23 protein-coding genes are annotated in these 24,652 nt (G+C 54.2%); 3 read left to right on the top strand and 20 right to left on the bottom strand.

All coding sequences use genetic code 11. The annotated features are described in order from the left end of the window. Positions 1 to 7: 7 nt before the first annotated feature. The 9 genes from ABVT36_RS02835 to ABVT36_RS02795 all read right to left on the bottom strand — a co-directional run bounded on the left by ABVT36_RS02835 (position 8) and on the right by ABVT36_RS02795 (position 7,865). A complete protein-coding gene (locus ABVT36_RS02835; RefSeq protein ID WP_367148695.1) occupies positions 8 to 931 on the bottom strand; it encodes a catechol 2,3-dioxygenase in 924 nt (307 codons plus the stop codon). A gap of 81 nt (positions 932 to 1,012) precedes the next feature. Continuing rightward, entirely contained in the window at positions 1,013 to 1,975 is a 963-nt protein-coding gene (locus ABVT36_RS02830) for a 2Fe-2S iron-sulfur cluster-binding protein (protein WP_368455174.1), read from the bottom strand. Positions 1,976 to 1,985: 10 nt separating this feature from the next. Then, positions 1,986 to 2,741, bottom strand: coding sequence for an SDR family NAD(P)-dependent oxidoreductase (locus tag ABVT36_RS02825; RefSeq protein WP_368455173.1), 756 nt, complete (start codon positions 2,739 to 2,741; stop codon positions 1,986 to 1,988). 11 nt (positions 2,742 to 2,752) lie between these two features. Next, positions 2,753 to 3,235 carry an aromatic-ring-hydroxylating dioxygenase subunit beta gene (locus ABVT36_RS02820; RefSeq protein ID WP_368455172.1) on the bottom strand — a complete coding sequence of 161 codons (483 nt, stop codon included), beginning with the start codon at positions 3,233 to 3,235 and terminating at the stop codon, positions 2,753 to 2,755. A gap of 3 nt (positions 3,236 to 3,238) precedes the next feature. Then, entirely contained in the window at positions 3,239 to 4,528 is a 1,290-nt protein-coding gene (locus tag ABVT36_RS02815) for a Rieske 2Fe-2S domain-containing protein (RefSeq protein ID WP_368455171.1), read from the bottom strand. A gap of 53 nt (positions 4,529 to 4,581) precedes the next feature. Next, positions 4,582 to 5,100 carry a nuclear transport factor 2 family protein gene (locus ABVT36_RS02810; RefSeq protein WP_368455170.1) on the bottom strand — a complete coding sequence of 173 codons (519 nt, stop codon included), beginning with the start codon at positions 5,098 to 5,100 and terminating at the stop codon, positions 4,582 to 4,584. Between the two features lie 10 nt (positions 5,101 to 5,110). Next, on the bottom strand, positions 5,111 to 5,473 hold the full coding sequence (locus tag ABVT36_RS02805) for an IacB protein (RefSeq protein WP_368455169.1): 363 nt from the start codon (positions 5,471 to 5,473) through the stop codon (positions 5,111 to 5,113). A 98-nt stretch (positions 5,474 to 5,571) separates the two neighbouring features. After that, entirely contained in the window at positions 5,572 to 6,720 is a 1,149-nt protein-coding gene (locus ABVT36_RS02800) for an acyl-CoA dehydrogenase family protein (protein WP_368455168.1), read from the bottom strand. 32 nt (positions 6,721 to 6,752) lie between these two features. Continuing rightward, on the bottom strand, positions 6,753 to 7,865 hold the full coding sequence (locus tag ABVT36_RS02795; RefSeq protein ID WP_368455167.1) for an amidase: 1,113 nt from the start codon (positions 7,863 to 7,865) through the stop codon (positions 6,753 to 6,755). A 442-nt stretch (positions 7,866 to 8,307) separates the two neighbouring features. Here ABVT36_RS02795 and ABVT36_RS02790 point away from each other — a divergent pair, with 442 nt between their 5' ends. Further along, positions 8,308 to 8,787: a MarR family winged helix-turn-helix transcriptional regulator gene (locus ABVT36_RS02790; RefSeq protein WP_368455166.1), complete on the top strand. Its 480-nt coding sequence runs from the start codon at positions 8,308 to 8,310 to the stop codon at positions 8,785 to 8,787. A gap of 111 nt (positions 8,788 to 8,898) precedes the next feature. Here ABVT36_RS02790 and ABVT36_RS02785 read toward each other — a convergent pair whose 3' ends face one another. The 11 genes from ABVT36_RS02785 to ABVT36_RS02735 all read right to left on the bottom strand — a co-directional run bounded on the left by ABVT36_RS02785 (position 8,899) and on the right by ABVT36_RS02735 (position 20,356). Then, on the bottom strand, positions 8,899 to 9,282 hold the full coding sequence (locus ABVT36_RS02785) for a 2Fe-2S iron-sulfur cluster-binding protein (RefSeq protein ID WP_368455165.1): 384 nt from the start codon (positions 9,280 to 9,282) through the stop codon (positions 8,899 to 8,901). A gap of 127 nt (positions 9,283 to 9,409) precedes the next feature. Beyond that, positions 9,410 to 10,540, bottom strand: coding sequence for a DUF819 domain-containing protein (locus ABVT36_RS02780; protein ID WP_368455164.1), 1,131 nt, complete (start codon positions 10,538 to 10,540; stop codon positions 9,410 to 9,412). A 2-nt stretch (positions 10,541 to 10,542) separates the two neighbouring features. After that, on the bottom strand, positions 10,543 to 10,863 hold the full coding sequence (locus ABVT36_RS02775; protein WP_368455163.1) for a hypothetical protein: 321 nt from the start codon (positions 10,861 to 10,863) through the stop codon (positions 10,543 to 10,545). Between the two features lie 5 nt (positions 10,864 to 10,868). Next, entirely contained in the window at positions 10,869 to 11,852 is a 984-nt protein-coding gene (locus ABVT36_RS02770) for a sugar kinase (protein WP_368455162.1), read from the bottom strand. Further along, a complete protein-coding gene (uxuA, locus tag ABVT36_RS02765; RefSeq protein ID WP_368455161.1) occupies positions 11,849 to 13,024 on the bottom strand; it encodes a mannonate dehydratase in 1,176 nt (391 codons plus the stop codon). The genes ABVT36_RS02770 and uxuA overlap by 4 nt, the downstream gene beginning before the upstream one ends. A 14-nt stretch (positions 13,025 to 13,038) precedes the next feature. Beyond that, positions 13,039 to 14,460, bottom strand: coding sequence for an aldehyde dehydrogenase (locus ABVT36_RS02760; protein WP_368455160.1), 1,422 nt, complete (start codon positions 14,458 to 14,460; stop codon positions 13,039 to 13,041). Positions 14,461 to 14,524: 64 nt separating this feature from the next. Then, positions 14,525 to 15,610 (bottom strand): histidinol-phosphate transaminase, encoded by a 1,086-nt coding sequence (locus ABVT36_RS02755; RefSeq protein WP_368455159.1) that lies wholly within the window; start codon positions 15,608 to 15,610, stop codon positions 14,525 to 14,527. A 26-nt stretch (positions 15,611 to 15,636) separates the two neighbouring features. Continuing rightward, complete coding sequence (locus ABVT36_RS02750) at positions 15,637 to 17,274, bottom strand: thiamine pyrophosphate-dependent enzyme (RefSeq protein WP_368455158.1); 1,638 nt, start codon at positions 17,272 to 17,274, stop codon at positions 15,637 to 15,639. 28 nt (positions 17,275 to 17,302) lie between these two features. Further along, positions 17,303 to 17,590: a hypothetical protein gene (locus ABVT36_RS02745; RefSeq protein ID WP_367148713.1), complete on the bottom strand. Its 288-nt coding sequence runs from the start codon at positions 17,588 to 17,590 to the stop codon at positions 17,303 to 17,305. A 9-nt stretch (positions 17,591 to 17,599) separates the two neighbouring features. Then, a complete protein-coding gene (locus ABVT36_RS02740; RefSeq protein ID WP_367148714.1) occupies positions 17,600 to 18,754 on the bottom strand; it encodes a nitrilase-related carbon-nitrogen hydrolase in 1,155 nt (384 codons plus the stop codon). A gap of 18 nt (positions 18,755 to 18,772) precedes the next feature. Further along, on the bottom strand, positions 18,773 to 20,356 hold the full coding sequence (locus ABVT36_RS02735) for a phytoene desaturase family protein (protein WP_368455157.1): 1,584 nt from the start codon (positions 20,354 to 20,356) through the stop codon (positions 18,773 to 18,775). 376 nt (positions 20,357 to 20,732) lie between these two features. Here ABVT36_RS02735 and ABVT36_RS02730 point away from each other — a divergent pair, with 376 nt between their 5' ends. Both ABVT36_RS02730 and ABVT36_RS02725 read left to right on the top strand, forming a co-directional pair. After that, positions 20,733 to 21,443 (top strand): FadR/GntR family transcriptional regulator, encoded by a 711-nt coding sequence (locus ABVT36_RS02730; protein ID WP_367148716.1) that lies wholly within the window; start codon positions 20,733 to 20,735, stop codon positions 21,441 to 21,443. Positions 21,444 to 22,291: 848 nt separating this feature from the next. Continuing rightward, entirely contained in the window at positions 22,292 to 24,562 is a 2,271-nt protein-coding gene (locus ABVT36_RS02725; protein ID WP_368455155.1) for a TonB-dependent receptor, read from the top strand. The last annotated feature ends 90 nt before the right edge of the window (positions 24,563 to 24,652 follow it).

Here is a 24,652-nt window from a genome sequence, read left to right as displayed (position 1 = left end):
TCCGATATCAAGTCAGGGCGGTCAGGAACCGTTCGTTGAGCTGGCGGTCATGATAGAAAATCGCCTTGCCCAGTTTGTCCGCATCCCAGGTAACGGGCGCATGGTCGGGGTAAAAATAATCACCGCCGCAGAATACTTCGTTGCGATTACCGGAAGGGTCGAAAAAGTAGATGGTCTGGCCGTGGGTGAGACCATGGCGGGTGGGACCTATATCGATAGAGGTATCGGTCATTGAAATCAGGTCACCCGCGCGCAGGATATCTTCCCAGGTTTCAAGCTTGAAGGAGGCGTGGTGGAATTTACCCGGTTCCTTATGATCGATGAAGGCAACATCGTGGGCCTTCATGCTGGTGGTGAGGAACTGGGCAACACGTGTTCCATCCGGGGTCACAACCTGCTCAGAGAGGTCGAAGCCGAGTACATCCCGGAACAAATCCAGTGTCTTGTCCAGCTCAGGACCGTACAGCAGGCAGTGGTCAAAACGCTGTGCCTTCATACCACTGAGGTCGCGCGGCCAGGCTTCCGGATTGTGGTTGCCCACCCCGTAGCGCCCGGTCTGGACCTTGGTTGCGAAGACTTCGAAGTTGTGGCCGCTGGGAGCCTGGAAGCGAATGCGTCGCCCGCAGTCCTTCAGTTCACCCGCAGGGATTTCCTCCGCGTCTACGCCATAGGCCAGCAGCGCCTGTCGCAGCTGCTCAAGTGTGTCTTCGTTCACACACTTAAAGCCCATGAAGTCCATTCCCGGCTGGTCCGCCTCGACCAATACGACGGAGAACTTGTCGACCTCTGTCCAGCCTTTAAGGTAAATACGGCCCTGTTCGTCACGGTCAACCTCGATCAGGCCGAGCAGGTCCACATAGTGTTTGATCGCTTCGTCAAGATCCAGTACACGGATTTGTACATGTCCTGGTCGCATTACACCTTTTTTCATCGCTATTTCCCTCAGTTGGGTTTTTATCGTCGGTCGATCTCAACTGGCACCGTCTATTTGCATCGCGCCAGTCAACAGTTGTCAGATATCCACTACCAGTCGACCACTCTTGGCTCTGGAGCAGCAGAGGGCAATCTGGTCGTTATCTTCTTTTTCTTCATCCGTCAGAAATTGATCCCGGTGATCGGGGGTTCCCTCAATCACATCGCAAATGCAGGTGCCGCAGACCCCTTCTTCACAGGATACCGGCACCTTCACGCCAGCTGCTTTCAGGGCTGTGGCAATACTTTCTTCGGGACCAACCTGTACCGTGATATCACTGCTTTCGGCGTATACTTCAAACGCCTCGCCACTGACGTCTACCTCGGCACTAAAGTACTCAAAGTGAATCTGTGACTCGGGCAGACCCGCCCCTTTTGCCTGGTCGATCACCCATTCCATAAAGGCGCTGGGGCCACACACATAGAGGTGGGCATCCGGGTGGGATTCCGCCAGCGCTTTCGGTTTAATCAGGCTGGCTTCGCCACAGTCGTCGAAGTGCGTCACCAGGGATGCCCCAAACTCGCGCTGGAGCTCCTCCAGGAAAGCCGCTTTACTCTCACTGCGACAGCAGTAGTGCAGCTCGAATGACTTACCAGCTGAGCGCAACGCATAGGCCATCGCTATCATCGGCGTGATGCCGATACCTCCGCCGATCAAAAGGCTGTGTTGGGCCTCCATTGCCAATGGGAAATGGTTGCGCGGTGCACTGATTTGCAGTTTTGCTCCGGCTTGCAATTCCGCATGGATCTGGCGGGATCCGCCCCGGGAGTTGGGATCATTGAGAATACCCAGGCGATAGTGGCCCTGGCCCGGTGCGTTGCTGAGCGAGTACTGACGGATCAGTTCCGGTGCCACCACCACATCGATGTGCGCGCCGGCTTCGAATTCCGGCAGGGGACTGCCATCTGCCGCCGCCAGCTCAAATACCGAGATCTCATCGGTGTGGTCGTCGCGGCCGGTGACAATTACGTCCATGAGGGTGTTTTCGATACTAATAGTCATAGAGGTAACCTCAGCGCATGAACAGGCCGCCGTTGATGTCCCAGGTAGCCCCGGTGACGAAAGCGGCTTCCGGACGTGCCAGCTGCACCACCGCGTCACCGATGAAATCGGCATCCCCCAGTTGTCCAACCGGGATTGCGGCCAACAGGCCGGGAAGGCGGGATTCCGGTACCAGTGCTTTTACCATCGGCGAGTCAATCGGACCGGGGGCGATGGCATTCACGGTAACCCCCTGTGCAGCCAGTTCTTTGGCAAACACTTTGGTCAGTGTCAGGATGCCGCCTTTGGAGGCGGCGTAGTGGGCCCCGGTAGAGGTGCCACCATTCTGGCCAGCCAGGGACGAGAGATTGATGATGCGTCCGTAGCCCTGATCGGCCATATGGCGACCGATCACCTGGCAGCCGACAAAGGTGCCACCCAGATTGATATTGACAATGTTATTGAACTCTTCCGCTGAGATTTCCATGACCGGAGTGGCACGGGTAACGGCTGCGTTATTCACCAGCACATGCAGCGTGCCCCAGTACTCCAGTACCTGGTTCAATGCCGTTTCAAACCCGCTTTGGCGGGCCACATCGAGACACAGGCCCAGGGCAGTGTTGCCGCTGGAATCCAGCAGCTGCGCGGCCCTATGGGCGGCCTCGCCATCGATGTCACTGAGCACCACACGGTAACCGGCGCTGTGCAGCTTTCGGGCGATATGCTGGCCAAGGCCCTGGGCGGCTCCGGTCACCAATGCCACCTGTGACTCTGCAGATACCGACATAAGCAAATCCCTCAAAAGATAAAGCTGACGGTGCGCAGGAAACCGTCGCTGTGCAATAACTTGACGACTTTCTGTTGCAGCTCAAACCCACCGGATTTCGGTTTCAGGGTGTATTCGACGTTGGCCGGATAAGTAACCAGCTTGCCGTGGCGCAATTCATTGAGGGTCATGGCACAGCGCGCTATGACTAAATCCTCACCGGCTTCGAGGATGCGCACACGGGACACCATGCGCACTGTGTAGCTCACGGAGCGCGCAGATACGGATTCGCCGTTTTCCAGGCGAGCCACACGCATACGGCGCATGTCGGCGTCATCCAGTGCCAGATTCAGGGTATTCAGGTAATCGGTTTCATCCAGGTCCGCCGGAACGATATAGAGACCGGAATCGGTCCACAGTGACAACCATTCCTGGTAGTTCTTATGGTCCAGCAGATCTCCCTCATAGCCGATAAATTCGGTTACCTGGGTCAACAATTGTGTATTGGTATTCACGATTTATTCCCCCTTTCCGGCAGCCATCATCTTTTTATATTGACGGTAGGCACCGCGCATTCCGGTTTCCGAGCACACCGCGCCGGCGGTGTTGCCGTCCGCAGATTCATGCAGGTTGTTCATGCCCCGGTTGACCAGAATCCAGCCGTCTTTGCCCGCGTTGGCACCTTTCTGTACACGTTCCCAGGCCTCGCCGTCATCCGGCGTACCAAACCCCATTGGGCCCTGGAAGTGTTCGTGCAGACGCATGCGCTTGCGATTGAAGGCGTTGGGTGCACCATCGCCACCCAGGGCCACATGCTGAATTTCTGTCTCGCCCACGCTGACCGGACGCAACACGCGGAAAAAAGCCATGGAGCAGGAGACATTGGGAAACAGGTTGAGGTTAAAGCCTGTGCCGTGGGCAGCGCGCACCAGTTTTTTCACTTCGTCTTCGGACTTGCCTTCATCGCGCAGCGCTTGGGCCAGCTCGGAGAAACGTTCTGGAATCGGCTGGTCGAGATCCTCTTCCAGGTCCACCAACTGTGGAATCATCACCATCACACTGTGACCATTACCCAGGTCTTCCACAAAGCCATCGCCATCGAGGAAATCGAAGATGTCTGCGGTCGCCTCATCCAGTGAGCTCACAAAGGACTTGTGCACAATGGGGAAATGGTAGGCATCCGTGGTGTTTTCCAACTGGATTTTCCAGTTGCCTGGAAAGTTGAAGCGGTGCTCACCCAGCACTTTTACCGGGTAGCCACCACCTTGTTTCATAAACAGGTCGATCCACTTCCTGGCAGCACCGAGAAACTCCTCCAACGGCTCTATGTCGTTTTTGAAAGTGGCGAACACCATCCCCTGGTAGGTTTCAACACGCAAGCTTTCCAGGGGCATGTCTTTTTTGTCGAAGACACCTTCGTATTCTTCCGGTTTCGGCAACGCGCGCAGGCTGCCGTCCAATCCGTAGCCCCAGCCGTGGTAGGGGCAGGTGAAGGCCTTGGTTTTACCCTTGCGCGCTTCACAAACGGTAGCGCCGCGGTGGCGGCAGCGGTTCTGCAATACATGCAGATTTCCCTTGCGGTCCCGGCTGAGGATAATTGGCTGCCGGCCTATATAGGCGGTCCTGAAACAGCCGGCTTCGGGGACTTCGCTTTCGTGACCTACAAATACCCAGGTGTTGTTAAACACCTTGTCCAGCTCTTCCTCAAAGATGTCGGGGTTCGAATACAGGTCTTTGTGAACGCGCCCCTCTTCCACCATCTCAGCTGCTTTCAGGCTGAGATTTTCTACGTCGATCAACTCACTCATGTTTGTAACCTCTTTGTCCAATTTCTCTGCCCGGCTTTGGCCGGGCGAGATTGTTATTCTTCCGGCACCGGTAGCGGCTGCGGATTGTCCCAGGGAGTCTGCACCGGACGGTTGAAGCGACTGGTGGTACAGAAATGGGCGATCTTCCAAGCGCCTTCGGACAGGCGAAAGCGCACATTGAGCAGCGCACTGCTGAGCTGGGAGCGACCGTCGGCAAAGGTGGCCGTTTGCAACAACACCCAGCTGCCTTCGGCTTCGGAATCACTCAGTACCGCCACTTTTTCTGAAGTGAGAAAATGCACGTTGAGTGCGAAGTGCGCCGGTGGCTGTGTGTAGCGCGCAAACATTGTCCGGATCGCTTCGCGTCCTTCCCGGCGGCCGAATGTCGCCGCATAGCGCTTGCCTTTTCCTTCCCAAATGGCGTCCCCGGTAAACAGTGCCATGAGTGGAGCCAGATCGAAGCCTTCATCCAGGTGGTCGCACAGCCGCATATATTCGTGCAGGCAGGCGCTGATATCCCGGCTCGCCTCCAGGTCACTAACCCGTTTGCGCAGCTGCTCCAGTTCGCTCACTTCTCTATCCTCAAGCCCGCTGTACAATCAGTTCACGCCCAATACGCGCCTCTACCTGGGCGTAGCGCCACAGTTTGTAGGGAGTTTCGCCCACTGCTGTAGTTCGGAACAGGTTGCAACAGGCAACTACGGTGGCGTAGTCGGCCACATCGGCAAGCAGGTAAGTGGTCCATGGATAGCCACTTGAAGGGCCAACCATGCTCTGGTCGTCATCCATGTTGCCAATCACTTGCACACCGTCCATGTCGTGAATGCCATTCCACATTTCGCCGAAGGCCGCCCATACATCCAGTTGCTCGGGGCGGGCCGCGTCCATAAAGTTCTGGTTGATACCCATGCAAAACAGAACGCGAAGGGGCTTGTTATCACTCATGATCTATCTCTCCATTCATTTGATTCAGTGGCGTTGCCTTGCTTCATAGCCACCTTTTTATTCACAGCGGTTGCTTCAATTACAGCGTTTCGTACAGGTCACAGATAACCTGGCAATGGGTCATGTCCAAAGAACATTGCGCCAGCGTTTTTCAGGGTGATGGCGCCCATAAAAGCGTGCTGGGTACACATCATCGAATCACGCACAACCCGTGACAGCGGGTGGTCGTTGTAGCTGCCGGTCATCCCCGTCACTTCATAGGTGGAACGAATCACTTCGGCACAGTCGTGGGTCAGGTGGGTAGCTGCCAGTCGAACCAGATTGGTCTGCTCAGGGGACGGCTTGCCCCCGGCCAAAACGGTATTCCACGCATCTTCGGTGGTCTGGTAGAAGAAAGCGCGTGCGGCCCGCAGCCTGGCTTCCGCCTTGGCGATTTCAATCTGTACATGCTCGCGTTCCCCCAGGTTGGGGGCGCCGGTAACGGACTTGCGCCCCGCCGCCATTGCCTGCACCACATCCAGGGCTTCACGGGCAAGGCCGGCAGTAGTCACCGACAATACCTGGGCGGCAAAAGCCAGTGACGGGTAGCGGAAGAAGCTGGATTCGATATTGGGCTTGCCGCCGCGGATAAAGGTCCACTCCTCCGGTACAAACACCTCTTTCACTACCAGATCGTGACTGCCGGTGCCGACCATGCCAATCACATCCCAGTTGGGCTCGATGCTTACCTGCTCGGCCGGCATCACCGCCATGCGGGGCAATGCATCACCGCTATCCGGCTGAATACCCACTCCAATAAGTGAGGCACCCATAGAGCCGCTGCCAAATTTCCAGCGGCCGTTCACAATGTAACCGCCGGGGACTTTTTTCGCGGGTTGCAGTGGGAATATACCGCCGGCAAACACAACGTCGGGGCTGTCCGCCCAAACTTTTTCAACGGTTTCCGGGGGTAACGCCGCCAGGTATGCCGGGCTCATCCCGAAACTGGCCACCCATCCGGCAGAGCCGTCGGCCGCGGCCATGGCTTCTACCATCTGTAAAAATTCCATCGGGCTGCGCTCATCACCGCCTTGTGACGCGGGCACCATCGCCCGGTAAACACCGATCTTCCTGAAAGACTCGATAATGTCCTGGGAGATGTATTTCTGATCTTCAAACTCCTGCCGGCGTTTGCGGACATCATCTAACAGGGCATCAAAAACCTTCTCCCCACCCCACAGGGATTTATCGATCTGATAACCAGGCATGCATTGGTCCCCTTGCTTATCGCCTTATGGTTTTAATTGGTCTGGCCGGCCTCAAGCAGTGCATGAGCCGCTGCGAATACGGCCTCATCTTCATGCTTGCGGCCCACCAGTTGAATTCCGATTGGATTGCCATTCACCTCGAAAGGGATGACCAGGGCCGGGTGGCCGGACAGATTGAACGGCCGCACCAGGGCCGTCATCTTCAAATCCATCTGCCCCTCCCGGGCTTGCTGCAGGGACATGGGGCCCCTGGGCATTGCCGGCAGGACCAGAACATCTGCCTGCTCCAGCAGATGATCCACTTCAGCGGTGAATGTCTCGCGTAACTTCTCCGCCGCCTCTACTTCCGGGGCCGCAACTGTACCGGCGCGTGCCAGCCGGGCTGCCACATCAGTGCCGATCAGGCCCGTCGCCAGCAGCTCCGCCGTTGCCGCGGAGGTTTCCACATTAATTACCGCCAGCGCTGCCTGGAAAGCTTTATCGAGCAGGGGCAACTCAACGCGGATTAACGATAGCGGGGATAAAAAAGTGTCGAGCGCTGCCTCCACCGCTGGCTCTGCACCAGTGTGGGTCAGTAACGCAAATCGAGTTGGCGCTAACGCCGGCCCAGGCTTGAAAGAGGGATCGATGGCCTCCTGGGCCTCCTGTAGCATGGACAGGTCAGCGGCAAAAGGGCCCACGCAGTCGAGGGAGCTGGACGAAGGCCAAACACCGCGACGACTGACGCGGCCAAAGGTTGGCTTGAAACCAAAGACTCCACAGCAGGCCGCGGGGATCCTTACTGAGCCGCCGGTATCTGTCCCCAGTGCGTAATCCGCCAGGCCTTCGGCAACTGCTGCTGCTGATCCACTGGAAGAACCCCCGGGAATTAACTGGGGATAGTGTGGATTGATGGGTGTGCCAGAGTGATGGTTGATACCGGTTACCCCAAAGGCCAGCTCGTGCATCACCGCCTTACCAATAATGTGATGCCCCGCCGCGAGCAGTTGCCCAACCACATCGGCATGCTGCGCGGCGGGGACGGCATCATCACAAGCCTTGCTGCCCAGGCGGGTTGGCAGGCCGGCAATGTCGATAGAGTCTTTGATGGCGACTGTTCGCCCATCTGGGGCACCCAGTTCGCAACGGGAAACCAGTACTGTCATAAGGCTCTTCTTGTTATCACCATATTCTTCCGCAGTTTTTGATCGGGTAATCTGCTCAAAATCTGTCATCGAGAATTATATAATTCACTTGAATTGTCAACTAAATATTGAGTAAAAACCGATCAAAATCGGTAGAGGATGCTTCTGTAATTAAGCGCGATGAGATAACAAAAATACCTATAAAATGCTCTAAAATGCATTTTTTTGTGCTATTTAGATATGAAATTAGATTTTTTCAATAAAAATGTACTCTTTAGTGCAATCAGGAGGTGTCGGTTAGGTAGATCAGAATGGTTTATTTGGCAAATATATGTGACCAGAAAGGCGCATTTAGTTGGACAAAATTGGGTGAAATTTTCACCCTGACAGGATTGGCTATATACTTTCCAAATCAACTTTAACCTCCGCCTACAGGCGGAACCGCAAGAGCGCTTCCTCCCCCATGACCAACAGATCCAAGTCAGACAGGTATGACCCCCTCAGTGATAATTTCAAACGGCAGGAATTTCCCTTCTACTGGGTAGCGCAGCTCAACGCCCTCTACACCCAGGAAATGGAGCGATTGCTGAAGAGGGTGGGTATGGATGTGCCCCGCTGGCGCATCATCATGATCCTCAAGGAACATTCACTACTGAGCATTTCTGAGATCGCGGATCACGCGGTGGCCAAATTACCCACCACCACGAAGATTCTCTACCGGATGCAGGATGATGGACTGGTCCGACTGACAGTGTCGCCCGAGGACGGCCGGGTAACGCTGGTTTCCCTGACGGATCTGGGCCTGGAGCAACTGGAAGTGATTCGCGGCCCCGCCAGCCAGCTGTTCAAGCGCAGCTTCAAAGGACTGACGGTTGCCCAAATTGAGCGCACCAACCGGCTGCTGGCAATGATCTATAACAATCTGCGTCAAAGACCTGATTGACCTACGAATTACCACCAGTACCAATGAATTGAGCCCCCTGGCAATAGTCCCCGTGATTAGCGGAAGATAAACAGGATTGAACCAGCACTGCCAGTCCACCGCGTGTATCAATTAGCTCTTTTTGTCCTCCACTATCGGGGCATCCATCGTGTGCCTGCTGACCCCAATCTCCGGGGGGGCGGGTTCAATCAGCATGTCGCTGCGGGGAAATACCCGGCAAGCCAGCGCAGTGCCTTCCGCTGCCATTTCCGGTGTGACCCAGGCGCTGCTCATACGCTTGCCGACATAGTCACCGCGCAAAATACGGATACGGCACTTGCCGCAACCACCGCCACGGCAACCGACAGCAATAAAACTCTTGCCCGCCTGCTCCATGGCCACCAGGAGACTCCGGTCGGACCGGGCGGTGAAATCTCCGCCGTCTGGCGTCTTCACGACAATGCGGTGTTCCCTGATATCCTCACTGCCGGTATCCGTCTGCTTATTCGTAGTCATGGCTAACTGACAGACTGCTTAAAAGAGTTTACCCGGGTTCCTGCCTGTGAGGTTTCGCCCTGTGGTTGTTGAGGTGGAATTCCTCTTGAACAAAAGTGGCGCCGGAAAGCCGAGGCTTCCACCGCAATTAGCTCAACAACTTGCTGACTGCAACACCAATGAAAGTTGCAATTGCATAGCCAAAAACACCGCACATGATCCCCGGCGTAATCAAATTCCGCCAACCCTTAGAAATCGCGATTGCACTGGTGACCGCCGGGCCAACCAAAGCCGCTGCTGAGGCCACCAGGGTTTCCTCCATGGTGAACTTGAAAGTGCGACCCAGGTATATTGTCAGTAGCAGGTGGCCGAGAATAGTAAACATGCCGTAAAAGAACAGTGTTATTGCCACGCCGAAGAAGGCGGATGTATCGGTGCCGGCGCCAACAACGGCGAAGAACAGGTACATCAGCAACAGACCAATCTCAAACTCCCCTTCCAGTTTGGCCATGGTCTGGGGAAATAGGTTGGCCACCAGTAGACTGAATAGTGTAATCAGAAGAAAAGTATATTGTTGATAGCCGCTAACCTCTGCCAGCCACTGGGAGATGGTACAGATCACAAAACTCAATGCCAGTGCGCCAGAGATATGGGACAGCTTGAGTTGCGCCGTATTTTCATCCGACTTTAACGTATCCAGTTTAATACCCGGCGACTGTTGTGTTGCGCCAAAGTAGTGCAGGAGCCAGCGGAAAGAGGGGAGGGCCAACAGCAGCATCAGCGCCAATATACTCACTATACTGCTGGCGCTAATCGCGGTGCTGAACTCCGTCTCGCTCATTCCCATGACCTGCGAGACCGCCAAAAAATTCACGGCGCCGCCAATAAATCCACCGGTATAAACTCCCGCCACCTTGGGGCCAATTTCCCCCAAATTAAACAGGAAAAAACCTGCTATGGCTGCAGTTACAGTCGCTGTACTGGCGATCAGGAATACAAGCATTACCCGGCCGCTATCTTTAAAGATCCTGCGGAGGTTACTTTTGAACAGCAATAGGGGAATAGCCAGTGGGACCAGACTGGAGCCCACAAAATCATAGGTGGGCGCCTTGAAGGGAATAATACCGAAATTCGACAGTAACATAGCTGCCAGCAATATCCATACGACCCCGGAGATCCGTTTGCCAATAGGCCGGGTATCTATCCAAAACCCGAACCAGACCAGGCCCATAATAACGGCGCAAATGGCCATGGTGTTGTCTGCAGAGATTAAGCTCATAGTCAATTTCCTACAGCGGCAAATAGATTCTGCCAATAAAGGGATTTTTCTTTCAATGTTTTATTATCTTGCTGTTTTTGCTGCTCGCAGCTATAAGCCGCCAGGAATCCATCGTGGGCGTCCGCCAGGCAGGCGTCCAATAACTGGGATAGCAGTTCAGAGGGAGTTATTCCCAGCATTTCCCCCATGGCGTGTATTCTGGCTTGCTGCACGACAGAGAATTCGTAAGAAGCAATCGCAGTGCCCTCTGCTGCCGGTGCTGAATCACCAGCAGCCTTTAATTTTTCAGAATTCAATCGGCAGATGAGTGCTTGTGTATGCATTGTCTTTATTGCTTAGTTGCAGTTGGCATTGATGCCATTGGTATAATGGCGCCACGATGTTGTACTACAGTGCCCGCCAGTTGCTGTCCCAGCGATACCGCTTCCACACAATCGAGCCCCCGCAGGCGGCCAATTAAATATCCGGCATTAAACGAATCCCCAGCCGCCGTGGTATCGAGCGCCTTGACAGGGTTTTCCAGCGGACACTGTGTCTGCATATCGGCGTGGAACAGTGTGCACCCCTCTACCCCCTGTTTGACGACCAGTTCAGAAGCGTCGTAGGCCCGCAACCTTTCCATCAGCGAATTGGATGATTCCCCGGGGTAAAGCAGAGCTTCGTCTTCCAGTGTTGGCAGAGCTATGTCCGCCAGAGAGTAGGCCTGTGCAAACAGTTGGCGAGCGCGATCGGGATCAGGCCATTGTCTCGGTCGGTAATTGCTGTCGAACGCAATGACGCCACCGGAATGCTTGAAGTGAGTGAGAAAGTCCAGCCAGTACTGAAGTGATTGATCGGAAAAAAGGGACATGCTGATGCCCGTGAAATAAATCACATCCGCGTCAGCCAATCGGTCAAAAATACGTTGCCGTCTATCGGCGTCGTCGAATAGTTGCCTGACCGGTGCCTGGTTGCGCCAATAGTGAAAGCAACGCTCTCCCGCATCGTCGGTCTCAATGGCATAGAGCCCCGGCAGGGCGCCTGGAAATCGCTCTACCAGTGCCGTGTCCACCTGCTCCGCCTGCCACTGGCTGAGCAGCCAGTCGCTGATGGTGTCGTCACCCAGAGCGGTCAGGTAGGCTACCCGGCCACCCAGCCGGGCCATATAAAGTGCGGTGTTGAAGGTGTCGCCGCCGTAGGAAAAGCTGGCCGCCAGCCTGGCCGATGATGCCAGCCCCTGGGGCAGGGACAACTCAACCATACACTCACCCATAATCGCAACCCGACTGCCGGGTTTGCGCGGAAGCTTCAGGTTTGAAGCTTCATCACTCATAAGCTGAGTTCCAGTGCGTAAATAAGGCCGCGTAACTCCGCCAGCCCTTTCATTCGACCCAGCATGGAATACCCGGGATTGGTATCCTTGCCTATATCGTCACCAAGCAGGTGACCGTGGTCAGGCCGCATAGGAATCTGGCTGTTTTCAAGTCCCTCTTCCCGCCGGCGGCGCTCTTCCAGGAGCAGTGCCTTTGTCAGGGCAAACATGTCGTTGTCACCTTTCAGGTGCTCCGACTCATAAAAGGATCCATCCGGCTGTCGGCTGACATTGCGCAAATGGACAAAGTGAATCTGCCGGCCAAACTCCTCCACCATGGCTACCAGATTGTTGTCGCCCCTGGAGCCGTAGGAACCTGCGCAGAGTGTCAATCCATTGCTGGGGCTCTGTACCGCATTCAGCAGCGCCCTGGCGTCGTCGGCGGTGGAAACCACGCGAGGCAGTCCGAACAGGGAAAAGGGTGGGTCATCAGGGTGAATACACAGCCTGACGCCATGCTTTTCAGCGGTAGGTACCACATCGGAAAGGAAGGAAAACAAATTTCGCTGGAAGCTTTGATTGTCTACATCCTTATACTCCGCAATAGCGGCGCGAATGCCTTCGCGATCAAACCCCTCTGCACCACCGGGCAGCCCGGCGATAATGTTTGCCTCCAGCAAGTCAATCTCTTGCCGGGTCATGGAGCCAAACCGCGCTTCAGCCGCGCTCAACTGCTCGGCAGTATAATCCGCCCTGCCGCCTTCCCTTTTTAGAACATAGACATCGTAGGCGATGAAATCGTCCATACGAAACTGGAGCGCATAGCTTTCGTTGTCAAGTTTGTAGTTCAGGCTGGTCCGGGTCCAGTCAACCACGGGCATAAAGTTGTAGCAAACGGTATTGATACCCGCTTTTGCCAGGTTGATCAGCGTCTGTTTATAAGCTTCGATATACTGTTGATAGCCACCGCGCCGCAGCTTGATATCATTGTGTAGTGGAACGCTTTCCACCACATTCCAGCTCAGGCCACTTTTCTCGATTTCAGCTTTGCGCTGCGCGATTTCCTCCAGGGGCCAAGCTTCGCCAATATCCAAGTGATGGAGGGAAGTAACCACATGGGAGGCCCCTGCCTGAACAATATTCTCCAGGCTTACCGGATCCTTGGGGCCAAACCAGCGCCAGGATTCTTGCATATTTCACCTCGTTGTTACAGACGGACAACTACCGATTTAAGTTCTGTATATTGCAGCAGGGCTTGGTGTCCATTCTCTCGTCCCCAGCCCGATTGTTTATATCCCCCAAAGGGAACCGCCATATCCGGAATGCCGTGGCAATTCACCCAGAGTAACCCCGCTTTTATTGCCGCCGCAGTTCTGTGGGCGCGACTGACATCAGCGGTCCATACACTGGCTGCCAGGCCATAGTCGCTGTCGTTGGCCAGTGCAATAATGTCGTCGTCATCGCTAAACGGTAAGACGGTCAATACAGGTCCGAAAATTTCTTCACGAACCAGGCTCATATCCGCGTTGACCTCGGTAAATACTGTTGGACTGATATAGTAGCCACCCTGTGTTTCCAGAACCTGGCCGCCGCACAACAAGCTCGCGCCCTCGGCCAGGCCCGCATCGATCTTTTGTTTTACCGAATTGAGCTGTCGCGCTGAGATTAATGGGCCCATTTGGGTGTCGGTATCACAGGCATCACCAACAACCAGTGACTCCGCGCGATGCTTGATTTTGGCAATAAGCTCCGGGTAGATATCGCGGTGGACATAAAGGCGCGAAGCTGCCACACAAACCTGTCCCGCATTGGAGAAGATGGCTTCGATAGCGCCCTGGGCTGCCGCTTCAACATCCGCGTCGGCAAAAACGATCATGGGCGACTTGCCGCCCAACTCCAGGGATACCTTCTTCAGGTTACCCTTGGCGGCCTCGACTATTTTTTTCCCCACTTCGGTGGAGCCTGTGAAGGAGACCTTGTCCACATCCCTGTGTGCCGCCAGGTGGTGGCCAATGGTGACGCCATCCCCCAAAACGATATTGACCACTCCTGACGGAATACCCGCCTCCATCATCAGCTCACCCAGCAGTATGGTGGAAAGAGGGGTTTCCTCGGCGGGTTTGATGATGCAACTGCAACCGGCCGCCAACGCCGGTGCCAGTTTCCAGCACGCTTGTACCAGTGGGCCATTCCAGGGCACGATGAGTGCAGCCACGCCGACCGGTTCGCGCCGCGTATAGACATGAAACTCGGAATCAGGGGCTCCTGAAAGACTCTTGCTGTCCCCTTCGAGCTTGGTGCACCAGCCCGCATAGTAGCGAAAGCACTCGGCAGCAAAAGGCACTTCGCCATTTTTGGCGGAGAGATATAATTTCCCCCCATCCAGCATTTCCAATTCAGCCAGCTGCTCAGCGTGCTCATCCATCAAGTCCGCCAGCTTCCACAGTATTTTGGCTCTGGCAGTGCTGCTTAGACCCGTCCAGCGCTGCTCATCAAAAGCCTTTCTGGCGGCCGCCACGGCGCTATCCACATCCGTCGTGTTTGCGGGGCTATACTGGGAAATAGCTTTCCCATTGCTGGGATTGAATACCGGCAGGCTCTGCTCTGAACACAGCCACTGACCGTTCACCAAACTCCCCTGGTGTTGTTGTAAACGCCGCTGAGTTTTCTCTGAGATCTCGTGCTGCATTTGCTTAGGTCCGCATATAGTCTGCCAAAGCGGATAAAACCGCTTGGTTCTCCTGGTCCAGGCCAACACTGATTCTCAGATATTGATCCGATCCCCCGGCCGGTCTGGGTATTATTCCCCGGGACTGCAGAAAAGCCGCTGCATCTGATCCGCTTTTACCCTGGGATTCCGGGAATTTCATCAGATAGAAGTTGGTTTGACTGGGAATAATCTCTATACCCATAGCACCAACTGCTTCTCTAATATGAATCAGGGAGGCTTTGTTGTGGGCCTTTATCCGGGCCGTAAACTCTATATCTTTGACCGCTGCCTTTGCTGCTGCCAGAGCCGGTCCGTTGGTATTGAATGGTGTGCGAATTCTCCCCGCAGACCTGACAACGGACTCAGGACAATATGCCCATCCAATACGCAATGACGGCAGGCCGTATATTTTTGAGAAGGTTCGCGTCATCACGACATTTTCAAACTCTTCTACCAGTGACGAACCGTCTTCATAGCTTTCATCCCATACATACTCGGCGTAGGCATCGTCGATCAACAGAAGGCAATTTTCAGGCAGGCCGGCGTGCAGTCGCCTTAACTCGGAGCCGCTGATAAAGGTTCCGGTGGGATTGTTGGGATTGGCGATGGTACAAAAGCGGGTTTTTTCCGTAACCCGCTCCAGCAATGCGTCCACATCCACCCGGTAGTCCTTTTCCGGTGCGATCACCAATTCGGCGCCCTGGGCAACGCAGTGAATGTTGCTCATAATAAAACCGTTTTCACTGAGCAGCGCCTGATCCCCGGGGCGCACATAGGTTCGCACCATCAGTTGAATCAGCTCGTCTGAGCCGTTGCCGCAAATAATTTTGTCAGCATCCAGGTTGTGCACTACAGCTATGGCATGGCGCAGTTCATACTGGCTGCCGTCCGGGTAGCGGTTCAGTGTCGCCGCAGCATCCTGGTAAGCTTCCAAGGCCCTTGGCGACGGCCCGTGGGATGACTCGTTTGAGGATAATTTGATGGGGTTGCTGACCCCGTCTATCTGGCTTTGCCCCTGCTTGTAGGGAGCCAGTTTCAGTACCCCGGATACCGGTTCGAGTTTACTCATAATTCAGCCTCGTGCAGTGCGCCGGTTTATTTGCAAACGGATTTGCGGTTTTGCGGCATCATCAAAAAAGGCCAGGGTGCCGGGAAGAATTCATCTATCGCCACTTCGATGATACTGGGCCCACGCTGGTCAAAGGCCTGGCGTATGGCCTGGCGCATAGTCTCCGGGTCCGAGGCTTTAAAGCCCGCAGCACCGAAACTTTCCGCCATTTTGACGAAGTCCGGGTTGTGCAGGTCCGAGCAGATTACGCGGCCGTCAAACCACTCCTTCTGCTGGCGCTGTACATTGGTGAAGCGTTTGTCATTGAAGATGATCGTCACCAGTGGCAGCTGGTACTGTACCGCCGTTGCCAGTTCCTGCATGGTGAACATAAAGCCACCGTCGCCACTGATTTGGATTACCTTCTTGTCCATATTGCCCGCCATCACTCCCAGTGCGGTGGCATAGCCGTAGCCCAGGGTGCCCTGGTAGCCAGCGCTGATATGCTGGCGGGGTTTGTATACGGGGAAACCATACCAGGAGACGAAGCCCACCTGGGTAACTTCGTCGACGAATATGCCATCTTTGGGCAACTCTTCGCGGATAACGTCCAGGTAGGCCATCTGCGGCCCCACCTTTTGCCGGATCTCGGCGTCGACCGCGGTCTTAAGCGCGACAAGCTCCTCTTCGCGGCTTTCTGAACGGTGATCCTTGAGGTTTTCCAGCAGCGCTTGCACCACTTGTGCTGAGTCCCCAACGATACCCACCTCGGGCTTGCATATGCGGGAGATCTGTGTGGGATCGATATCCACCCTAATCAATTTAAGGTCGTCATCCTTGCCCCACATGGTCAGCGGCCAGTTTAACCGTGTGCCGATTGCCAATACCGCGTCTGTATCCCCCCAGAGTCGATGTCCCATGGGGAAATTGGCGCTCAGGTAATGTTCACTGGATACGATGCCCTTGCCGCTGCGGCAGGCCATTACCGGTGCCTGCAGCCTTTCCGCCAATGCCTGGATTTCATCACTGGCTTCCAGTGCTCCGGAACCCACGACAATCATCGGCTTGCGCGCATTGCGCAAAACCTCGGTTGCCTCGGCGACAAGCTCTTCGTCCACCGGCGGGGTGATATACCCGGTCACCGCAGGTAAAATTTCCACTTCGGCCTGTAATGCCATGATGTCCATGGGCATTTCGACTTCAACTGGGCGCGGATAACCGGATTGTAGTTGTTTGAACGCCTCGGCAATTTTTTCCGGTGCCTGACTCGGGTAATCGATCGACGAGGACCATTTGGTGATATGGCTGATCATGCCCAATTGGTCATCGATTTCATGCAAGTCCCCATATCCTTTACCGATAGCGGTGGAGGGGATTTGCCCCGAGATACACAAAACCGGCGCATAGTTTGACCAGGCTGTGCAGAGCGCGCCGGCCGCGTTCAGCAATCCCGGCCCAGGCACTACAGCACAGGTACCCACCTTGCCTGTGGATTTGGCATAGCCATAGGCCATATAGGCAGTACCCTGCTCGTGACGGGTATGAATGAGTCGGAAGTCCTCGCCTTCCTTGTACATTGCGTCGAACAGAAAATCCAGCTGTCCACCGGGTAGTCCGAAGACGGTGTCTACACCATTGGCACGCAAGGACTTAATGATCGCCTCGCCCCCTGTCATTTTTGTCATGATTGAAACCCTACTGCTAAAACTGTGACTATTTATTACGTTGCGATATCGGACGCTTGGCGCTGCTATTGCTCGCTTGCCGCATGGCTTTGCGTCGACGATAGCGAATCAGGAAAACTGGAAAGGCCAGCAGGTATAGCCACACCATGGGAACCTTCAGCGCCTTGCCCAATGCGGACACCACATCATCGGGGCTCACGTATACCCGGCTCTGCATGGCTTGATCCGGATGGCTGTGGATAATCAGGTGGTCTTTCTTGTATTCGAAATGACCGAACTCAAAATCTATATCCGCCAGTTTACTTTTGACTTTCATAATGACCTCTTAGGTTTTTTTGAGTCGCCCAGTCGACTGTGCGTAGTCAATACGCTTCTGCAACAACTCTGATACCTGTCCGGGCTCCATCCCCGCCGGCGGTGTAAATTGCCCACGGGCGTAGAGGTCGTCGAACACTTCCTTACATATGGAAATTTTTTCCACCAGCGCTTTCGGGGGTTTTCCGGAAGGGAAGCGGTTGGGTGGATAAATGGAATTGGTATACATCTCCCGAAAGCCCTCGGTGCGCACGTCAATCCAGCAGTTGTGATTGGTTTTGGTCCGGTACATGCGCAGCGCCTCGATATCGATGGGGACCGCTAACACCTGCTCATTGGGGTAGGGCGCCTCGCGCAGCATCATGCCGGTATAGTCGATGGCGAAGGAGTGCCCCGGGCAGAATGCTTTCGGGTAGTAGTCGTAGTTTACGCTGCCCCAGTTGGCACCAAGCAGGTAGCACATATTGTCGTGGGCCCGGGTACGACGGGTAAAACGCCAGAAATCCCAGGGTTCTGAAACCCCTTCGAACTCCTGTATGGCACCCGGGTGACAAATGACCTCTGCGCCGTTATAGCCCAATGCCCTGGAGACTTCGGGGGTACAGCCATCGTGGCAGGTCATGGTACCCAGCTTGCCTATTTCGGTATCAATCACCGGGAACAGGTCTTTGATGCCGCCGCCGAAGTGTTCGCAGTATTCGTCAAAGATATCGTGCGGACTGGTTCCCAATCCCAGTGAAGCGTTGATATGCCACTTGTGATATTTCAATACCACTTCGCCGGTGGGGCCCACGATAAAGTTGGTGTTAAACCAGCGGTCTGGAAATTCCGCAACCTGCTCCACCACACCGCCACCGCAAATGTAGAGGCCGTATTCTTTGGCAATCTCGCCGAGTTGATCAATTTCCGGACCGGGGATGGTCACCGCTTTCTTCATCTGGTCGGAAATCTTGCTTTCACCTTTGCCAGGCGTGCCCACACCCTGCATAAAATACTCGGGCAGAATTACCAGGCGAACCGGTACTTCCCAGTGGTAGCCCACGCCAAAATGGATCAGGTTTTTCACCCGGTCCAGGTTCAGCTGGATGCCTTCGCGGTCATTGACCACATTCACTTCGGGCTGAATGATCAGCGCCGTATATGGATCCACTTTCTTCTGTGTCATATTTGTTCAGCCCTATGCTTAAAAAGCAAAATCGTCGTCTTCTTGTTTGATACCGAGATCCAGCAGAATCTCGTTGGCGGCAATGGTGCCCATACCGCAAATACCACCTCCGGGATGGCAGGAAGGCCCGGTCATATAGAATTTCTTCACCGGACCACGGTAATCGGCGTAATTGGGGAAGGGGCGAAAGGCGCCCATCTGCGCCAGCGTTCTCTCACCACCGGTAGTGACGCCGCGATGGAAACAAAGGTTGGCTCTCGCCAGGCTCGGCCCTGTTTCCACATATTCCGCCAGGATATTGTCGTCGGTCATATTGGTGGTGTAGTTCCGCAACTGGGACAATAGGGTGTTGCGACAGTAGTCAGCGCCGATCTTCTCCCAGTTTTCACCACTGGCGAGATCCACCGGCACGAAGGTGTCCATAATCAGCGTGTGCTTGCCGTCTGGGGCACGGGTGGGGTCCATTTGTGTCCAGGCGGCAGTCCACAAGAACGGGTCGCTGGGCGCCTGTCCAGCGGCGATTTCCCGGTACTGCTTGTCGATGTCGGCAACGGTTCCAAACATGCGCTGAAAGGCGGTCGCGTTCATATCCGCACCGCCCTTGAAATGGGGCGCTTCATTCAGAGCGTAATGCACCCGGGCAATCGTGATGTCGCCAAAGCTGAAATTGCGCACCATTTGTTTGAAACCGCTGGGGAGTTCATTGTCTTCGAATCCCTTTAAGTAGGTCTGGAAAGGATCCAGAGCGCTGACTACACCCTGGCGGGCGAATATTTCGCGGCCATCTTCCAGGCGGATGCCTTTACATTCATTGTTTTCGGTAATGAATTTGTCCAGTGTTGCGCCGGTCAGAACAGTGCTGCCGTTGGCCTCAATATAGCGGCGCATGGACTCAGACAGCATGCCGCTGCCGCCCTCGGGGATGGACTGGCCATAGTAGTGAATACTGGGGATCATCACGTAGAAGCCGGCGGCGGTGCCCAATTGATCCGGCAGGGTCTGAGGTGCCATAGCCCACCCCAGGATGAAGGCGCGAACATGGTCGTTTTCAAAATTTTCCAGGGTGAACTGGCGGGAGCTGAGCTGGTAGTCCCGCAGGCGCTTTAAGCCCTCGGGGTTGTTCTCCAGGCCTTGATACATATAGCTTGGAGGCGCCGGTGGGGAGAACATTCCCTTGATTACGCCATCCTGAATCTCACCAAACTCCTGGTAAATTTCGCGGTAGCGGCGGGCATCATTTTTGGAGTACTCGGCGATGGTATCGCAGGTCTTGTCCACGTCCTTATAGACTACGATTCCCTGTCCTTCGTATTTATTGGGGTGACCGGTGATCTGGTCCTCGGACCAGATGTATTTTAGGCCGTGTTTCTCAAGTTCAGGTTTCAGTTCCTTGAAATCGGGATTCAGATGAATCCAGACATGGGAGGAGCCAAAAGGATCATGCTTGAAGCCCGGCAGGGTCAACTCCCGGGTCAAGGCTCCACCTCCAACCCAGTCGTTGCGCTCAGCTACCAGTACTTTGAGGCCATTCTTTACCAGCAGTGAGGCACATATCAGGCCGTTGTGGCCGCCACCCGCAATAATGACATCGTAATCCGCCATTTAACCCCCTCTCCACTCCCCACGCTTGGCGGGGTCAAAATTTTATGAGTTCCTGTTTCGGCTGCCCTGGCTATCCTAGTAGCCTTAGGGAGCCACAAGCTATCAATAACCCCATTAATTGTCAAACGTTCAGAAAGCGAGTTAGGTAATTAGTAGGTAAGGAGTATAAGGATTTGGTTCATATAAACAGCAGAAGCTGCTTTTTTTGGCTAATTTTTAACCTACTTCAAAGTAGATGGCCGCTTAGTTTGGATGGTCGACTGGCATAAAAGGTTTAGTCAATCTAGTTATAAACCCATTATTTGTCTATTGATTAGATTAAATAGTAGATTTTGGGTAGAATCTTGTGGGCTAAATATTCTTAACAGGGAACATAATGGAAACCGAAGAGATCTCGCGTAAAAACACCCGGGGACAGGTGAACGCGGCCGTGCATACCCTGGGCCGGCGGATTGCCAACGGGACCTACGCCGAGGGGAGCACATTAGCCATCGAACAGGATCTTGCGGCTAATTTGGGTGTGGGCCGCAACGCATTGCGAGAAACTGTAAAGGTGCTATCCGGAAAAGGCTTGTTGTCCACGGCCCCTCGCAGTGGTACCAAGGTGCGCCCCAGGGACGAGTGGAATATGCTCGATCCAGACGTGCTGGCGTGGCATGCAGACCCGGATACGGCTACCCGCGAATTTATGCTCGATCTCATAGAGTTGCGTCATATTATTGAGCCCAAAGCCGCAGAACTGGCGGCGAAGCGGGCAACCCGGGAAGATATTTCAAACATTTTGTCGGCTTACGATGCCATGGCCAACTGCGGAGAAGATCTGCAAAAGCGCATAGAGGCGGATATTGAATTTCACACCGCAGTGCTAAAAGCCTCGCACAATTCGGTGCTTACTCATTTCAAGCACGCCATTTCAACCTATTTGCGGGCGCATGTGAAACAAGGTGAGGCCCAGACGGAAGAGGTCAGCCAAGCCGATTTGGAGCGCCACTATCAGATCGCCCTGGCCATCGCTTCGGGTGAGGCCAAGTCCGCCTGCAGTCTGGCTAAGGAGATGCTCAATCTGAATCGCCGCCACTTCGACTAGTACTCTTTCCCCAGCCCCCTCCAGGCAGTGCCCTTTTGCGGGATCTCCAATCGCTCCCTGCAATCTGGTGCGAGAGTGATTGAAGCCCGATGGCCCTGGCGCTCAAATATTGGGTCGTCAGTTGCGATGAAGCCCGCCCCTTACAGCCTGACTCCACCCTTTATAGGGGTCATCACCCGCGTCGAAAGGATCAATAATATTCCTGACTTTTCCTCAGCAAATCATGCAGTTACAGGCATGAGTTGCGTCCTGGATATCGCTGTTTCGGACTGCCTCCTGTTGGAAAAGCCTCTTTCAGTAGCCGGACATTAACCTGGCAACTTATTTAGTTGTCGGGTCAGTAGCTACACCTGTGGTGCCATAGGTCCATTGATCCTCTGTTGCGGGGCGAATGCAAAGCCGGCTTCTCATAACGGATGCCGGGTGCCTGGAGCGCTGGGCGCAACTCGGTTTTTCCTTGGGTCTCCCTCTGATGCCCTGGTGCTCAAATTGGCCGTTTACTGGAGCGGTATCCAGCATACCGGCATACCCAATAGCATTAAATTCTATGAGTAAAATCTGCTTAATGGGATTAATTGTTTCCATGGCATTCTTAAAAGAATGGGCCAAAAGTCCAGTTTAACTACAATATTGACAGGATAGTCACTTATTTTGACGATGGTTGGTGTAAAAAAAGGGGGTTAAATCTGTTGACCGGTGATTATTAATGGGATTATATTGAGTCCCGGTTTGGGTGGTATATGTTCTGGCTATAAGCCATTCCTCGCTTTATGAGAAGACCTGAGCCCCCATAAGTTAATAATGAGAGGAGGCGTTACAAGATGATCAATGGGAGATCTTTGAGTCCATTGGCCGCGGCGATAATGGCATTGGGCTCAGGTGTCGGTTTTGCTCAAAGCGACACTGATACCAAGCAGCTCGCCTTGGAAGAGGTGGTTGTCACCGCGCAGCGGAGAGAGGAATCACTTCAGGACGTACCTATCAGTGTTTCAGCCTTTACCTCTGAATCCATCGAAAAGGCGAATATTACTTCTGCTTCCGACTACCTGGCGGTAACGCCCAATGTGGCATTCTCCGAGGATGGAGAGGGCGGAAGTCGCAGCATCAACATCAGTATTCGCGGCGTCAGCAATATCACCCTGGACGGTATCTCCACCGCCAACTCCATTGGTTACTATATCGATGAGCTTTCCGTTGGCAGTGTGGCTCAGGGCACTATCAACCCACAGTTGCAGGACGTGGAGCGTATCGAAGTCCTGCGGGGGCCGCAGGGCACCTACTTTGGCCGCAATGCAGTCGGTGGTGCACTCAATATCACCACCAAAAAGCCCGACGACCAGTTCCTTTTTGAAGGTTCAGTGAAAGCGGGTAACTTCGGCAGCAAAGGCGCCGAAACGGTGATCAACGTTCCCATTAGTGACAAGCTGATGGCGCGTGCCGTACTGGGCTACGATGAATCCGATACGCCTATCAAGAATGTGAACCCCCTGGGTAACGATCCGTTTTATGAGTATACGACGGGGCGCGTGTCTATCCGGGCTTTGCCAACCGATGACATCACCCTCGATCTAAGTGTGACCCATACCCAGGAAGACGAGGGTGGGGACATCAGCATCCCGTCAGGGGTGGTCGACCTGGACACCCAGTCGATTTTTGGCATTGGGGCGCATGATGCCGTTGACTCAGGTCAGGGATTTTACCCCGAAAACAAAACCCGCATCGATCGCGATACCCGCGAACTCAATGAAAAAGAGTTCACAGTCGTCAATGCACGATTGACTTGGGAACTGGAGAACATGACATTCAAGTCAATTACAGGTTGGCTTGATAGCTCTTTCGACCGTGTTGCTGACCTCGATGGCATTCCATTTACCTTTGGCCCCTTGCCGCTTCGCCGGGTGAATGACTACGCTGGCGACTCGATCAGCCAGGAATTTCGCTTGCAGTCCGCCGGTGAAGATACCGTCGACTGGACAGCAGGTCTCTATTACGTAAAAGATGAGTTGGATCGCAATAATCAGATCCAGATTTTGCCGAAAGACGACCCTAATGCCGCAGTGCCACTGGGATTTATCAACAGCAATATACAGGAGTTCGATTACGAGAGCTCGGCAGTATTCGGCGAAATGGTATGGCACTTGAATGACCAGTTTGACCTGACCCTGGGTGGACGTTATTCCCGGGATAAAGTCACTGCCAGCGAAATTGATCTTGTCGCCAGGCCTGTACCGGTAAAAGATACTGTGGAGTTTAGCGACTTTTCTCCGCGGGTAGTGCTGCGCTATATACCCACTGATGATCTCACCCTCTATGGCAGCGTTTCCAAGGGCTATAAAGCGGGTGGAACAGACGTGACAGGTGGCTCCAGGACCGAGGGGGCAGAATTTGATCCCGAAGAGCTCATTAACTACGAATTAGGTTTTAAGAGTTCTCTCCTGGATGGTCGTGTGAATCTGTCGGGCGCCATATTTGCGCTGAGATGGGATGACTTCCAGGTACAGACCAGTCGTCTGGAAGATCCGACTGATATCGGCTCGGATATTTCAACTACGCAAAATGCCAATGAAGCCAGTGCTGAAGGTATAGAGCTGGAAATGCTGGCACTGTTGACGGAAGGGCTAACCTGGTCGGTGGGCCTTGGCTATATCGACGCACAGTTTGATGACTATCAGGATGCTGTATTGAAAGGCGAGACCAACGGCTTGCCCAATGTGGTCGATGTATCTGGCCAGCCGTTGCCGCGCACGCCGGAATGGACATTCAACACAGCCCTGGAGTATCGCTTCAACGTCGGTGGAATGGACCCCTATGTGCGTGCCCAGTGGGCCTATACCGACGAAACGGTTAGTGATATTGAGGGGGTTGGCTCGTTGGTTGGTCAGACAGTCAATGGCGATCCGTTCAACCTGCCGGAATTTCCCTATCAAATTGACAGCTATGATGTGCTCAACTTGAGCGCTGGCCTGGAGACGGATAGCTACCGCGTGTCGGCATTTGTCAAAAATGCGCTGGATGAAGACTACTATACAGGTACCGCGGATAATTTCGGTGCCGCAGGTATCCGGCTTCGTCCTCACTACCGGGAATTTGGTGTGAAGTTTACCTACATCTATTTTTAGGTAAGTTTGTAACAGCGTCGTAATTGACAACTTGTTTGTCTTGTTAGCGGGTGGCCAATGGTCACCCGCAGTTTTTTGGGGATTTAATTT

It is taken from the genome of Microbulbifer sp. TYP-18 (genome assembly GCF_040932045.1).
In the GTDB taxonomy this organism is placed as follows: Bacteria; Pseudomonadota; Gammaproteobacteria; order Pseudomonadales; family Cellvibrionaceae; genus Microbulbifer.
Note: the sequence above shows the minus strand (reverse complement) of the source record. Positions and strands in the feature narration are given on the sequence as shown.